The following is a 14,835-nucleotide window of genomic DNA, read 5'->3' on the forward strand; positions in this document are numbered from 1 at the left end:
GGTCGTCCTCGTCGTAGCGGACCTCTTTGAAGTCCACCGTCCGCCACTTCAGGTCGCCCAATTCGTAGTCGAAGTAGCGGTCGACCGGACCCGTGTACACCACTGGCACGCCGGCCGCGTTCAGCGCGGCCTTGTTGTACGGCTGGGATGCGTCGAAGAAATCCACGCCCAACTCCACGGTGATGCGCGGATCGTCGATCATCCGCTCGAACCAGGCCGTGTACCCATCCTTCGGCAGGCCCTCCCAGGTGTCCTTGAAATACCGGTTGTCGTAGTTGAATCGTACCGGCAGACGATTGATGATCGACGCGGGCAGCTCGCTGGGGTCGGTCTGCCACTGCTTGGCCGTGTAGTTTTTGATGAACGCCTCATACAACGGGCGTCCAATCAACGAGATGCCCTTGTCGTTCAGGTTCTGCGGATCCTTGCCTGCCAGTTCGCCCGCCTGCTCCTCGATCAGCGCCTTGGCTTCAGCCGGCGTGTAGTGTGCACGGAAGAACTGGTTGATCGTGCCCAGATTCGTCGGCAGCGGATATACCTCGCCGTCATGTGTGGCGTACACGCGATGCACGTAGTCCGTGAATTCGGTGAAACGGTTGACATACTCCCACACGCGCTGATTCGACGTATGGAACAGATGCGCACCGTACTTGTGGATTTCGGCACCGGTCTCTTCGTCGAAGTACGAGTACGCGTTGCCGCCGATGTGGTCGCGCACGTCGATGATATGCACGCGCGCGCCAGCCTTCTCCACTGCCTGCTGCGCCACCGTCAGACCGAACAGGCCCGCGCCGACCACCACCAAATCCGGATACGTCACATCCTCAGCCATCATCACTCCTTCAGTCGTAGGGCTGTTGTCGGCCGGCCGCGGAACGGCACGGACCTCGTGTGCGTTTCCCTCCATGCTACCCACCGCCTTGGCCCAACCGCGGGTGGCACGGTTGGCTGCGCATGGAACGGACAAGCGGAAGCGGTCACGATATCGCGCGGTCGGCGTGCGGAAGGCACGCGGAACGCAGAGTCCTCGTCCCGGCATGGTGTACACTGGTGCAAGCCTCCATGTGGCGTTATGTCACCCAACTCCCCCAGGGCAGGAATGCAGCAAGGGTAAGTGGCCTCTGACGGGTGCGTGGAGGTTTTTCGTATCCGATCGCTGTTTGTGCGGATTCCGACGCAAGGAACGGTAGATATCTACCCTGTCGGGAGTCATCTCGTAGAGTCGTGGGTATGACAGACGAACAGCAGATGCATTCAGAATCGCCGCAGGCCAAGCAGGCCGCGCCGGCGTTGGATTTTGCGCCGATGAGCACGCCGGAGTCCCCGGTGGTGGTCGATCCCGCGGCGCCGGTGAATATGCTGGCGTCCAATACCGGTGAGCATGGTCCGTCCGCGGTGCCGCTGCCGGGATCCGCGGCCGTGTTGGATGATGCGGCGGTGGAGCAGGGGCTGGCGCGGCTCGACCCGTTGACGGTGCGGCCACGCATCTCCAGCCGCGTGCTGTGCGTGGTGTTCGCGTTGATGATGGCGGCCATGGCGGCGGGCGTCTGGTGGCTGGGGGTGTGCACCGAGGATGGGCAGGCCTATGACGATATGGTGTGGAGCCATCTGGTGGAGCGGCTGCCGGATTGGCTCGACCCGGTGGTCGGTGTGTTCACCGTCTCCCTGGTGGTCCAGATCATCAGCGCGGTGTTGGCTGTGGGGGCCGTGATCGTGGCGATCGTGCGGAAACGTTGGTGGCTGCTGGGGCAGTCGGCGGTGTTCGCCGTGCTGTGTTTGGCGTCCTCGCTGCTGAAGGAGCATCTGCCGCGTCCGTTCATCATCCATGTGGAGGCGCCGGAGGTGAATTCCGCGCCGTCGGGACATACGATACTCGCCGCGGCGGCGGGCATCGCCCTGCTGTGCGTGGTGCCGCGGGCCTGGCGCGCGCTGACGGGCGTGATCGGCGCCGTGTTCGCGCTGCTGGTCGGGGCCTCGGTGGTGGTCGGGAAGTGGCATCGCCCGACGGATGTGGTGATGGCGTTGTGCATTGCGGGGGCGATGGCGATGCTGACGTTGGCGTTCACCCGGACCTCCGGCATGGACGAGCCCGGTAAACGCGCCTCGTCGCCGGCGGTGCAGATCGTCGGCACGGTGATGATCACCGGTGGCGTACTGCTGCTGGCCTATACCGCGTATGTCATCTGGCAGATCGTGCCGGGGCTGGAACTGAGCGCCGAATGGTGCATCGAGGGGGCCTGTGTGTCCGCGATGACCGGGGTGTCCGGCATGGCGCTGCTGGTGTTCGGCATGACGTTGGCCATGCGGCAGATCACGGCTTCGCCGTTGACCAGACTCGGCCTGGTCGGGGCGCCCCCGGCGCCGCCCCGCCGGTGATGCCGTGCCGACGGCGGCCGTCCGCCACACTGGGGATTTGCCGATAGTTGTCGGGACATGAGTAAGATGACGTGCAAACGCAAGTCGTAAGGAGAAGACATGGGTAACGGCACCAAGCTCGTCATAGTGGAGTCTCCCACCAAGGCCAGGAAGATCGGGGGATACCTGGGCAACGACTATACCGTGATGGCGTCGGTGGGCCATATCCGCGATCTTGCACAGCCCAGCCAGGTGCCCGCCTCCGCCAAGGCGAAGTTCGGCAAGTTCGGCGTCGACGTGGAGGACGGATTCAAGCCGTACTACATTGTGGGCAGCGAGAAGAAGAAGACGGTCGCCGAACTCAAGGCCGCCCTGAAGGACGCCGACGAGCTCTATCTCGCCACTGATGAGGACCGCGAGGGTGAGGCCATCGCCTGGCATCTGGTGGAGACCCTCAAGCCCAAGGTGCCGGTCAAGCGCATGGTGTTCCACGAGATCACGCCCGAGGCCATCAAGGCGTCGCTGGGCAAGACCAGGGATGTGGACGCCCATATGGTCGACGCGCAGGAGACCCGCCGCGTGCTCGACCGTCTCTACGGCTATGAGCTTTCCCCGGTGCTGTGGCGCAAGGTCGGGCCGGGCCTGTCCGCAGGGCGCGTGCAGTCCGTGGCCACCCGTCTGATCGTGGAACGCGAACGCGAACGCATGGCGTTCGTCCGTGCGCCGTACTGGGATGTGAGCGCCACGCTCGCCGCCCCTGACACCGAAGGGCAGGAGGTGCGCTTCGCCTCGCGCATGGTGTCGTTGGATGGCAGGCGTCTGGCCGGTTCCAAGGACTTCGATACCACCGGCCAGCTGACGCCGGACGGGTTCGCCGGCAACGTGCGCCAGCTGGACGAGACCCAGGCCACGGCCGTGGCCACAGCGCTTGAACAGGCCGCGTTCACCGTCATGTCGATGGAGACCAAGCCCTACCGCCGTCGTCCGCAGCCGCCGTTCACCACCTCCACGCTGCAGCAGGCGGCCGGCAACCGGCTGGGCATGAGCTCGCGCCAGACCATGCGCGCGGCGCAGGGGCTGTACGAGAACGGCTATATCACCTACATGCGTACCGATTCGGTCACGCTCTCGCAGGAGGCCATCGAGGCGGCGCGCAATGCCGTGGAGTTCCATTTCGGCAAGGCCTTCCTGTCCGAGGGGCCCAAGCAGTACACCACGCGGACCGCGGGCGCCCAGGAGGCGCATGAGTGCATCCGTCCGGCGGGCGCGCGGTTCCGTGATCCGCAGGAGCTCGCCACCAAGGTGCCGGCCGACCAGTTGAAGCTGTACACGCTGATCTGGCAGCGCACGCTGGCCTCCCAGATGGCCGACGCCACCGGTTCGACCGCCACCGTGAGGCTGTCGGCGCCCGCCGGAACCTACGGCGAGGCCGTGTTCCAAGCCTCCGGCACGGTTATCGAATTCCCAGGCTTCATGAAGGCCACCGGGGAGGGCCGTCGCGCGTCCGCGGAACCCAAGACCGAACAGGCCGCGCAGCCGGCTGGCGGCGCGGAACCCTCCGCAAGCGCGGCTGCCGCGTCGCAGGCAACCGGCCGTACCGCCAAGACCAAGCAGGCCGAGTCCGACGAGAACGCGTCGCTGCCCCCAATGCGTACCGGTGACGTGCTGCACGCGGTCGCCGTGCAGGCGGACGGGCACGAGACCCAGCCCCCGGCACGCTACACCGAGGCGTCGCTGGTGCGGACCTTGGAGGCCAAGGAGATCGGCCGCCCGTCCACATACGCCAGCATCATCTCCACGATCATCGACCGCGGGTACGTGTATGAGCGCGGTCGCGCGCTGATCCCCTCGTGGCTGGCGTTCGCGGTCACCAAGCTGTTGGAGACCAAGTTCCCCAAGTACGTGGACTACCAGTTCACGGCCGACATGGAGAACGGGCTGGACCAGATCGCGCACGGGCAGGAATCCGGCCGCGACTGGCTGACCCGGTTCTACTTCGGATCCGGCGATGGCGCGGCCGCGAACGCGGACGAGGCGCATGCCGGCCTGCAGCAGCAGGTCGCACAGCTGGGCGAGATCGACGCCCGGGCCATCAACACCATCGAGATCGGCGATGGCCTGCACGTGCGCGTCGGCCGGTACGGCCCGTATCTTGAGGACATGAACCATCTCGACGATCAGGGCAACCCGAAGCGCGCATCGCTGCCGGACACGCTCGCCCCCGACGAGCTGACCGTCGAGGTCGGCCATGAGCTGATCGAGAAGAACGCGGGCGGCCCTCGCGCACTGGGCGTGGACCCGGCGACCGGCGGCACCGTGGAGGTGCGCAACGGCCGTTTCGGCCCCTACGTGGCGCTGGTGCCGCCCGAACCGGCCGCGCCCGCCGCCGGGGAGTCCTCCGACACGAAGCCCGCCAAGCGCGGTACCCGCAGCAAGGCCGCTTCGGCCCCCAAGCCCAAGATGGCGTCATTGTTCAAGACCATGACCCCGGAGACCCTGACCCTTGAGGATGCGCTGAAACTGCTGAGCCTGCCTCGTGAGGTCGGCACCGTGGAGGAGACGAACGCCGAAACCGGCGAGGTCTCGCAGGCCGTCATCGCGGCGAACAACGGCCGGTACGGCCCGTACCTGACCAAAACTGGCGCGGACGGCAAGTCGGAGACGCGCTCGCTGGGCAGCGAGGACGAGATCTTCACCGTCGACCTGGAGAAGGCCAAGGAGCTGTTCGCCCAGCCGAAGTACGGCCGCGGCCGCGGCCGGGGCGCCGCCAAGCCGCCGCTGCGCGAGTTGGGGCCGGATCCGGAGACAGGCAAGGCCGTGACCATCAAGGACGGCTTCTACGGCGCATACATCACCGACGGCGAGACGAACCGCACGCTGCCCAAGCAGTACACCCCGGAATCGATCGATCCGGCCGAGGCCTTCCGCCTGCTCGCCGAGAAGCGAGCGGCCGGCCCGACCAAGCGCCGGACCCGCCGCACGGCGTCGTCCAAGTCGTCCACGGCCAAGAAGACCACGACCCGCAAGACGACGACAAAGAAGAAGTCCACGGCCGCCAAGACCAAGGCCGAGTAGTTCGCGTCGGACTGACGGGAGCGTTGCGCGAACCGTGGTGTGTCGTCTTGGTGGAACCGTATGAAAGGGAAGTCGATGGCAGGGCTGTTCATCTCGTTCGAAGGGGTCGACGGCGTGGGCAAGACCACGCAGGTCGGCCGGCTGCGCGACTACGCCCTGTCGCTGGGCTATGACGTCGTCGTGACCCGCGAACCCGGCGGCACGCCGCTGGGCCGGGCCCTGCGCCAGCTGTTGCTGCATGGCGTGCCCTCCGGCGCGGATGACGATGCCGCGGCAGCGCCGCAGCCCGCGTCCGCCGCCGACATCGCGCCTCGGGCCGAAGCCCTGATCTTCGCGGCCGACCGCGCCCAGCATGTGGCGGAGAAGATCCGGCCGGCGCTGGAACGCGGGGCCGTGGTCATCACCGACCGGTACCTCGACTCGTCGCTGGCCTACCAGGCGGGCGGGCGTGAGCTGACGCCTGCGGAGATCCGGAACCTCAGCCTGTGGGCCACCGGCAACCTGCTGCCCGACCGCACCTATCTGCTGGATATGGACCCCTCGCAATCGCATGAGCGGCTGACCCACAGCGCTGATCGCATGGAGGCCGCCGGCGACGATTTCCAGAACCGCACGCGGCGGGCGTTCCTGGACTTGGCCCAGGCCGAGCCGGAGCGGTTCCTGGTCGTCGATGCCGCGCGTCCCGTGGAAGAGGTATGGCGGACGATCCGTGCCGATATCGATGCCGTGCTGGCTCGCCATGCGGTGCCCTTGTCCGACCCGAGCCGTACGCCGGGGGATGCCGGCCGGGTTCCCACAGGGGCCGAGGGAGGTGCGCGATGAGCGTGTGGGATGCCATCGTCGGCCAGCGGCAGGTCGTTGAGCAGTTGAAAGCCGTTGCCGCCGGCGATCCCGCGTCCATCGCCCAATCGTGGCTGATCTGCGGGCCTCCCGGATCCGGACGCTCCAACGTAGCGCGCGCGTTCGCCGCCGCATTGGAAAGCCCCGACCACGGGCTCAGCGACGTCCCGACGCGCACGACCGAGCAGATTCTGGCCGGCACCCATCCCGATGTGACCGTGCTGGCCACGAACAAGGTCACAATCGGCATCGACGAGGTGCGCGGCCTGATCGCCAAATCCGAGCAGATGCCCAGCACGGCGCCGTGGCGGGTCATCATCATCGAGGATGTGGACCGCATGCTGGAACGGTCCACGAACGTGCTGCTCAAGGAGATCGAGGAACCCAGCGAGCATACGATCTGGCTGCTGTGCGCGCCCAGCGCCCAGGACGTGCTGCCGACGATCCGCTCGCGCACCCGCATCGTGAACCTGGCTGTGCCATCCACGCCGGCGGTGGCAGAGTTCCTGCAGCGCCATGACGGCGTGGACCAGCACCTGGCCGCACGCGCGGCACGCCTGGCGGAGGGGCATATCGGGGTGGCGCGCCTGTACGCCACGAACGAGCGGGTCATGACCGATCGCGACGAGCTGGTCGTGGGCGTGCTGAATCTCAACCGTGCCTCGGACGCCGTGCTGTTGGCCGGCCGGCTGATCGAGAACGCGCAGGAGCAGGCGCAGGAGGACGTGAACAGGCAGGCCGCGGCGGCGGAGGCCGATTTCCGGCGCGTCAACGGCCTGGGGGAGAAGGACCGCATCCCGCCCGCACTGCGCGGCGCATACAACGCCATCGCCAAGAAGGACGAACTCAAACGCCGCGCAACCCGCCGCAGCCGCGATGTGCTGGACCGGGCCCTCAACTCGGTCGCCAGCATCTACCGTGACGTGGCCGTCCTGCAGAACAACGCGGAGGATGCGGTCGGGTTGATCAACTTGGAGAACCGGGCGTCCATCACCGAGCTGTCGGTGCGGCTGAGCCGCGCGGATGCCGTGCGGCGTCTGGAGGACATCGCCACGGCGCGGCGCAGGCTCAACGGCAACGGCAACCCGACACTGGTGTTCGAGGCCCTGTTCTGCGCGTTGATGCCGTAAGGCGGTTCGCACTACCTCGGGGTTCGGATGCGGGAGGGGCCATATTCCTGACCTCCGATATTGAAAACCGAGGTAGTGCGAACCTATACTTGGGCACATGAGAATCACAGCCGATTTCACCGTCATTCCGGACGTGTTCGCCAAGGCGGCGGACCCCGAGTACAAGACCGCCGGCACGCCGGTCGTGTCGTTCCCCTTCTACATCGAGGACTTCGATAAGTCCCGCATCAAGTACCTGCATTGGGAGTTCCTCGACCCCGACTCGATTCCCGTGTGCGGCTTCGAGTGGATCCATTGGTCGGTGGCGAACCTGCCGGTGGATGCGCTGATGTTCGACTTCAACGATTCGCGCGCGCTGCAGATCCCGCCGGACTTCTCCCGCCAGATGCCCGCGATGGTCCCCGAGGCCGTGCAGGGGCGTACCTCCGCCGCCTCGCGGTTCGTCGGCGAGACCGATCCGTCGGTCACGATGCGCTACAACGGCCCGAACCCGCCGGACAAGGACCACGAGTACTACCTGCACGTCTGGGGCACGTCCAAGCCGCTGCCGGGCCTGAACCAGGGCTTCTGGCTCAACGAGCTGCAGCACGCCATCCGCGATTGCGGCGAGACCCCGGACCAGGCCGGCATCTTCCTGACCGGCAGGGCCTGAGACCCTGGCTGGGGCGAATCCATGTTGCCAGCCGGACGTCGTGCGCGTGCCGCTGTGCCGTTGGTCTAGAATCGTCTCGGTTCTGTCTGCAAGGCCGCACGGCGGCCAACCTCCCCATGGCGGGGACGGCGCACAATGAAAGGAAATGAAGGTACATGGCCTGCACCACGATTCTGGTCGGCAAGGATGCCAGCTACGACGGCTCCACGATCATCGCCCGCAACGAGGATTCGGCGAACGGCGAGTTCTGCCCGAAGCGTTTCATCGTCGTCAAGCCCGAGGAACAGCCGCGGCGGTACCGCAGCGTGCTGAGCCACGTGGAGATCGACCTGCCGGACGATCCGATGCGGTACACCGCCGTGCCGAATGCGGACCTCAAGGAGGGCATTTGGGGCGAGGCCGGTGTGAACGAGGCCAACGTGGCGATGAGCGCCACCGAGACCCTGACCACCAACGAGCGCGTGCTGGGCGCCGACCCGTTCGTGGAGCTCGTGCCGGCCAAGGGCAAGGAAGGCGAGGAGGGCTATGTGCCCGAGGTCCCCGGCGGCATCGGCGAGGAGGATTTCCTGACGCTGGTCCTGCCGTACGTCAAGACCGCGCGTGAGGGCGTGCTGCGCCTGGGCGCGCTGCTGGAGGAGTTCGGCACCTATGAGATGAACGGCGTCGCGTTCTCCGATGTGGATGAGATCTGGTGGCTGGAGACCGTCGGCGGCCATCATTGGATCGCCAAGCGCGTGCCCGACGAGGCGTACGTCACGATGCCGAACCAGCTGGGCATCGACGAGTTCGACCTGGAGGACGCCCTGGGCGACCAGGAGAACCACATGTGCTCCGCCGACATGGCCGAGTGGATCGCCGAGAACCATCTGGACCTGTCCGTGGAGGCGACCACCCCGTTCAACCCGCGCGACGCGTTCGGCTCCCACTCCGACGCCGACCACGTCTACAACACGCCGCGCGCCTGGGTCATGCAGCGCTTCCTCAACCCGTATGACGAGGTGTGGGACGGCCCGGACGCCGACCACAAGCCGATGAGCGACGACATCCCGTGGGCCCGCCAGCCGGAACGCAAGATCACCATCGAGGACGTCAAGTACGTGCTCAGCTCGCACTACCAGGGCACCCCCTACGATCCGTACGGCAAGCTGGGCGACGAGCACACCCGCCACATGTTCCGCCCGATCGGTATCAACCGCCAGAGCCAGCTGGCCGTCATGCAGATCCGCCCGTACTGCCCGCAGGCCAGCCGCGCCCTGCAGTGGATCGCCTACGGTTCCAACCCGTTCAACACCCTCATGCCGTTCTACGCGAACATCGACGCCACCCCGAAGTATCTGGAGGACACCACCACCCGCGTGACCACCGAGAATTTCTACTGGGAGAACCGCATCATCGCCGCGCTGTGCGACGCCGCGTTCGCCGACACCTCCAACGCCGTGGACCGCTACCAGGAGAAGACCGGCGGCTGGGGACACCGCCATGTGGCGCAGACCGACGCCGCGATCGCGGATCTGCTCGCGTTCGAGCCGTTCGAGGCCGAGGCGGATGACGACGATCTGGACGATGTGCAGCCGATGGAGCCGGACGATATCATCGCCGCCGTGCGTAACGACGAGGTCCGCGCCGCGCTGACCGACGCCAACCAGAAGCTGGCCGACTTCCTCAAGGAGGAAACGGACAAGCTGCTCGACTCCGTGCTCTACACCACGAGCATGAAGATGAAGAACGGCTTCCACATGTCCGACTTCTGATCGGTCTTCTTCGGGGGCGGTGTTCCCTCCGGGCGGTAGTCTGGTGGCATACCCGTATATCCGCATGAAAGGACGGCAATGACCGGTATCGAAGAGTTCACCAGCCAATACGGCCTGGTCAGGAAGATCGACGCATTCGGCTATCTGGATTACCTCAAGTCCAACCCGGATGCGCCGCGCAAGCACGGCAAGGTTGTGCTGGTCACTGCGGATACCCCGCTCAAGGCCTCTCGTGGCGAGGGCAAGACCACCACCACCATCGCGCTGATCGATGCGCTGAACGCGCGCGGCATCGATGCGGCCGCCGTGCTGCGCCAGCCGAGCATGGGCATCACCGCCGCCGGTTCCAAGGGTGGCGCGTCCGGTGGCGGCAAGGCGTCGCTGACCCATCCGGAACTCATTGACTGGGGTCTGACCGGCGAGATGGCCGCCATCGCCGCCGCGCAGAACCTGCTGGTCTCCTTTGCGGAGAAGGCCGTGGACGAGGGCCGCATCGACACGATCCTCGTGCCGCGCGTCTCCGAGGTGCCCTCGCGCTCGCTGCGTCAGATCACCGTGGACAGCGGCAAGAACAACGTGGCCGAGCGTGTGGTGCTCACCCCGACCTGCGAGATGATGCAGATCGTGGTCGTCTCCCGTTCGATGGAGGAGATCGGCGAGCGTGTGGCCGCCATGATCGCGGGCACCAAGGACGGCAAGCCGGTGGCCTTCGGCGAGTTCATCGACCTGTGGCGCATCACCAACATGCTGGCCGACGCCGTCAAGCCGGCCCTGACCGAGACGCTCAACGGTTCGCCGGTGTATGTGCACGGCGGACCGTTCGCCAACGTGTCGCTCGGCATCCCGACGCTGGTCTCGGTTCAGATGGCGTGCGCGCTGCACGACGTGGTGATCGTCGAGGCCGGTTACGGCGCCGACGCGGGCGCGCAGAAGTGGCTGGACATCGCCTGCCGCGAATACGGCGCCCAGTGGCCGTCCGCGGCCGTGGTTGTGACCCGTGCCTCCACCTGGCGAGACGATCCGGCGCTGTCCTGGCGCTACCCGTTCCATGTGCAGCGTCTGGAGAACTACGACATCCCGACCTTCCCGCTGATCAACCTGTGGGAGGGCGAGGACGACCAGATCGAGGGCCTGAAGGCGGTGGCCGTGGAGCAGCGGTTCCGCGAGCCGATTCTGGGCAACCTGTTCCGCGACGGCGGCGAGGCGCTGGCCCCGCAGCTTGACGGCTTCATCGAGGCGCTGACGAATGCGCCGATGGCGCCGCAGTTCCACAGCCGCAAGGGCATGGACCTGGTGGAGAATGTCAAGTGGATCGCCAAGAGCGCGTATGGTGTGCCGGAGGATCGCATCCTGCTCAAGGACGGCTTCATTGACTCGCTGACCGCCGCGCGCGAGCTGTGCCGCGAGGCGGGCGTCAGCTTGGATGATCTGGCGGTGGTGGCGGTCAAGTCGCCGGCCACGATGACCGACGACGACACCAAGCCGGAGGAGGAGCGCACGGTGACGCTCAAGAAGGTCGAAGTGCATGCGGGTGCCGGCGTGGTGCATGTGAACCTGACCACGTCGCTGACCACCCCGATGCCGAAGATCGTCTGATCGCTGCGACTACGCGAAACGGCCTCCCACCCCCGATGGGGCGGGAGGCCGTAATCGTATGGGGTGAGGCCGGGACTAGAAGTTGCCGCCGTTCCAGCCCCAATCCGTGGTGGCCGTATAGCGGATGTAGGTGCGATCCTGTGGAATGCCCAGCTCCTGCTCCAGCGCGGCCATGATCTGCCGGGTCAGCTTCTCCCATGCGGAGCCCGGCACGGAGGAGCCGAAGACGTTGACCTCCACATAGGCGGCGGGCTTGGAATCGTCGCCGGCGAAGTAGATCGGCATATTGTCCTCGAACGGGCACATCAGCCAGCCCTCGGACTTGCCGGGCACCGCGGTGATGGCCTTGCCATAGGCGGACTTCAGCGCCTCACGCTGCTCGGGCGTGGTGGGAACGGACACATGGGTATGGATGACGGGCATGGGAACCTCCTTCTATCGGCTGCAATGATGCTTACCCGCCAGTGTAGTCCCGTATGCTGCACACGCGTTGACTTGTCGTTTTGGCCGAATCGGGGGATTCTTTCGATGGTAGCGTTCCCATAGAACCCAAAACGAAAGAATCCCCCGAATCGGACAAAAGGCGTGTGGGCGCAAGGAGCGCGTGCGGGCGCCACCCGGTCACTGCCGCCTAGTTAAATGGGCGGATGTGAGAAAGCTTATTGAACAATTGATGAAGTTCGGTGTGGTGGGCGTGATCGCCGCCGTCATCGACTTCGGCGTCCTGAATCTGCTGGTCGGCGTCTTCCATATGCACAACGTGATCGCCGGCACCATCTCGTTCCTGGTTTCGCTGGTCTTCAACTATCTGGCCAGCATGAAGTTCGTGTTCAAGCACCGTGAGGATATGGCCCGCTGGATGGAGATCCTCATCTTCGTCGGCGCGTCCCTCATCGGCCTGTTCATCAACGCGGCCATCATCTGGCTGTCCACCTACGGCATGAACCGCGATGCGTTCATCAGCCAGCACGCCGAGTACCTGCTGCGCACCAACGTCGGCAAGATCGTGGCCACGGTGGTGGTGGCTATCTGGAACTTCGTAATCCGCAAGTGGCTGCTGGATGATACGCACACCAACGCCATGAACCGGTTGAAGCGCGCGGACAACCGCCTGACGGCCGAACAGCTGGAGGAGAAGTGGCAGAACAGCTTCTCCCACAAGCTGGGCGTGTGGTCGCTCGAACATACCCCCAAGGGCTGGTCGAAGTAACCCCGGTCCCTTAGCCTGTTCCGCCCCGCAACGGCGCTCAGACCGCCAGTTCGGTCAGATCCGGGGTCTCAGTGCTTTCCTTGATCTGCTTGAAGCCCACGAACGCAATGGCCAGCGACGCCAGCGCCAGCACGGTCACCACCATGAACCCGCCATGCGCGCCGAACCGGTCGATGAACTGCCCGGCGATGGCGGAGCCGGCCGAGGAACCGATCGAATTCATCGCGCCCATCCAGGCCATGCCCTCGGTGAACCGGGTCGGCGGCACCAGATGCAGCATGAGCTGGTTGCCGTTGACCCAGGTCGGCGCCTGGCATACGCCGATCAGCAGGTAGATGAGCATGATCACCCACAGATGCTTGGCGAACAGGAACGATCCGATGCCGATGTTCACCACGGCCAGGCAGAAGTAGAAGCGCTTCCACAGCGGGATGCGCCAGTTCTTCGCGCCGTAGACGAGCGCGCCGACCAGCGAGCTGAACGAGAAGCAGGCGAACACGAATCCGGTGTACTGCTTCATGTTCTGCTCGGTGGCGAACGCGATGATCGAGATGGATGTGGCCGACTGGAACGCGCCGATGGAGAACCAGGTGACGCACACGGCAATCAGGCCGGCGCTGATGATCGACCCCTTGGCGGCCTTCTCGCCGTCCTCGTCCTTGCCACGCAGCGCCGCCGCCTGAGCCGCCACGTGCGCGCGGTATTCGGCGCGGGTCATGCCGGCCTCGCGCGCCAGCTGCGTCTGCGACTTCGGCTCGGTCGTCAGCTCGGTCAGGAACATCAGCGCGCCGACCAGCACGCACACGCCGGTGAACGTGAAGGAGAGCACGCCGGAGATCACCGCCAGCGTGGAGGCCAGCGGGTTGCCGATCACCCACATGCATTCGTCGAACACGCCGCACAGGCTCAACGCACGGTTGGTCTTCTCGGGCTGCCCCTTGAGCAGGTGCGTCCAGCGGCTGCGGTTCATCGCGCCCCACGGCGGAATCGCGGCCATGAACGGCACGATGCAGAACAGCACCCATTCCGGGGCGTGCGAGGTGATCGCCGTCACCAGCGAGAACGCGGCCACCATCCACACGCAGATCGTCGGAATCGAGACCTGACGCTGGCCGAACTTATCGACGAGTTTGCCGAGCATCGGGCTGGCGATGGCCAGCGAGATGGCCTGCACGGCGGTCAGCGCGCCCGCCAGCGAATAGTTGCCGTAGTAATGCTGCACGGAGATCGTGATCGTCATGCCGACCATCGGGAACGGCATGCAGGCGATGACCGCGCCGATGGCGTACCGTGCGGTGTGGGGTATGCGCAGAAGCTCGGCGTATCCGCCGAACACGCGACTGCCGACATCCTTGATGCCGGCGATGACAGGATTGGCCATGACCGTCTCTCTTCTTGGTATCAACAGGTCGTAGGAATAAAATCACCGTTAGTCTAACGTTGTCCTAACGGCGACACGCTGTACATTGAACAGTAGACGGCGGAAGTTTTCCCCACGCCAGACACCACCACCCCGAAGTCGTCCCGAAGGAGTTTCAGATGCAGGCGACCACCATCCATTTCGTCCGCCACGGCGAGGTCCACAACCCCGACCACATCCTCTACGAGCGGCTCCCCGGCTTCCACCTGTCCGACCGCGGCCGGCGCATGGCCGGGGCCACCGCCCGCTACCTCGCCGCCAACCCCCAGACGAACACCGCGGCCGCCATCTACTCGTCGCCCCTGGATCGCACTCGTGAAACCGCGCAGGCCATCCTCACGGCGCTCAATGAGACCCGCGCGGCCCGCAACGAGGAGCCGCTCGAACTGGTCACCGACCAGCGCATCATCGAGGCCGGCAACAACTTCCGCGGCACCCGCATCGGGCATGGCGAAGGCGCGCTGTGGCGCAACGGCAACTGGAAACTCGTCACCAACCTGTGGAAACCCAGTTGGGGCGAGAGCTACCGGCAGATCGCGGCCCGCGTCGGCGCGTTCGCCCAGGAGAAGGTCAGGGAGCACGCCGGACAGCAGATCATCGTCGTCAGCCACGAGTCGCCGATCTGGTCCTACCGGCACCTGCTGGAAACCGGCCACCCCGAGCACAATATGCTGCTGCGGCACACAGCGCTCGCCTCCGTCACGTCGATCACCTACGACTCACAGACCGGGAATGTGATGAGCATCACCTATGTCGACCCCGCGGCGGGCGTCAGGTGACGGCACAATGGAACAGTAGGTCGCCCG

The 14,835-nt window shown here is 65.8% G+C and carries 12 protein-coding genes and 1 other RNA gene; 10 read left to right on the top strand and 3 right to left on the bottom strand.

Features of this window, described 5'->3' with window-relative positions; all coding sequences use genetic code 11:
• On the bottom strand, positions 1 to 832 hold an 832-nt coding region (locus B4C31_RS03735; protein ID WP_291531388.1), incomplete at its 3' end, for a UDP-galactopyranose/dTDP-fucopyranose mutase family protein.
• Positions 833 to 1,051: 219 nt separating this feature from the next.
• Between B4C31_RS03735 and ffs the strand changes: the two genes are divergently transcribed.
• From ffs to B4C31_RS03775, 8 genes are all read left to right on the top strand, one after another.
• Positions 1,052 to 1,148: signal recognition particle sRNA small type (ffs, locus tag B4C31_RS03740), an RNA gene on the top strand.
• 157 nt (positions 1,149 to 1,305) lie between these two features.
• Positions 1,306 to 2,376 (top strand): phosphatase PAP2 family protein, encoded by a 1,071-nt coding sequence (locus tag B4C31_RS03745; RefSeq protein ID WP_291531435.1) that lies wholly within the window; start codon positions 1,306 to 1,308, stop codon positions 2,374 to 2,376.
• A gap of 99 nt (positions 2,377 to 2,475) precedes the next feature.
• Complete coding sequence (topA, locus tag B4C31_RS03750) at positions 2,476 to 5,430, top strand: type I DNA topoisomerase (protein ID WP_291531389.1); 2,955 nt, start codon at positions 2,476 to 2,478, stop codon at positions 5,428 to 5,430.
• A 75-nt stretch (positions 5,431 to 5,505) separates the two neighbouring features.
• The gene (gene tmk, locus B4C31_RS03755) at positions 5,506 to 6,252 is read left to right on the top strand and encodes a dTMP kinase (RefSeq protein WP_291531390.1); all 747 of its coding nucleotides are present in this window, start codon (positions 5,506 to 5,508) and stop codon (positions 6,250 to 6,252) included.
• Positions 6,249 to 7,400, top strand: a complete 1,152-nt coding sequence (locus B4C31_RS03760) for a DNA polymerase III subunit delta' (protein ID WP_291531391.1) — start codon at positions 6,249 to 6,251, stop codon at positions 7,398 to 7,400. The genes tmk and B4C31_RS03760 overlap by 4 nt, the downstream gene beginning before the upstream one ends.
• Positions 7,401 to 7,497: 97 nt before the next feature.
• A complete protein-coding gene (locus B4C31_RS03765) occupies positions 7,498 to 8,052 on the top strand; it encodes a YbhB/YbcL family Raf kinase inhibitor-like protein (RefSeq protein ID WP_291531392.1) in 555 nt (184 codons plus the stop codon).
• A 155-nt stretch (positions 8,053 to 8,207) separates the two neighbouring features.
• Positions 8,208 to 9,803, top strand: coding sequence for a C69 family dipeptidase (locus tag B4C31_RS03770; RefSeq protein ID WP_291531393.1), 1,596 nt, complete (start codon positions 8,208 to 8,210; stop codon positions 9,801 to 9,803).
• A 78-nt stretch (positions 9,804 to 9,881) separates the two neighbouring features.
• Positions 9,882 to 11,399, top strand: a complete 1,518-nt coding sequence (locus tag B4C31_RS03775) for a formate--tetrahydrofolate ligase (RefSeq protein ID WP_033505454.1) — start codon at positions 9,882 to 9,884, stop codon at positions 11,397 to 11,399.
• Positions 11,400 to 11,474: 75 nt separating this feature from the next.
• Here the strand turns inward: B4C31_RS03775 and B4C31_RS03780 are convergent, their stop codons facing one another.
• Positions 11,475 to 11,822 carry a phenylpyruvate tautomerase MIF-related protein gene (locus B4C31_RS03780; RefSeq protein WP_033505452.1) on the bottom strand — a complete coding sequence of 116 codons (348 nt, stop codon included), beginning with the start codon at positions 11,820 to 11,822 and terminating at the stop codon, positions 11,475 to 11,477.
• A gap of 250 nt (positions 11,823 to 12,072) precedes the next feature.
• Here B4C31_RS03780 and B4C31_RS03785 point away from each other — a divergent pair, with 250 nt between their 5' ends.
• Positions 12,073 to 12,609, top strand: a complete 537-nt coding sequence (locus B4C31_RS03785; RefSeq protein WP_291531436.1) for a GtrA family protein — start codon at positions 12,073 to 12,075, stop codon at positions 12,607 to 12,609.
• A gap of 37 nt (positions 12,610 to 12,646) precedes the next feature.
• Here the strand turns inward: B4C31_RS03785 and B4C31_RS03790 are convergent, their stop codons facing one another.
• Positions 12,647 to 13,990, bottom strand: a complete 1,344-nt coding sequence (locus tag B4C31_RS03790) for an MFS transporter (protein ID WP_193530577.1) — start codon at positions 13,988 to 13,990, stop codon at positions 12,647 to 12,649.
• A gap of 158 nt (positions 13,991 to 14,148) precedes the next feature.
• On the opposite strand from B4C31_RS03790, the gene B4C31_RS03795 reads away from it, so the two are divergent.
• The gene (locus tag B4C31_RS03795; RefSeq protein ID WP_204463687.1) at positions 14,149 to 14,808 is read left to right on the top strand and encodes a histidine phosphatase family protein; all 660 of its coding nucleotides are present in this window, start codon (positions 14,149 to 14,151) and stop codon (positions 14,806 to 14,808) included.
• Positions 14,809 to 14,835 lie beyond the last annotated feature (27 nt).

Source organism: Bifidobacterium sp. UBA4282 (assembly GCF_002394995.1).
In the GTDB taxonomy this organism is placed as follows: domain Bacteria; phylum Actinomycetota; class Actinomycetes; order Actinomycetales; family Bifidobacteriaceae; genus Bifidobacterium; species Bifidobacterium pullorum_B.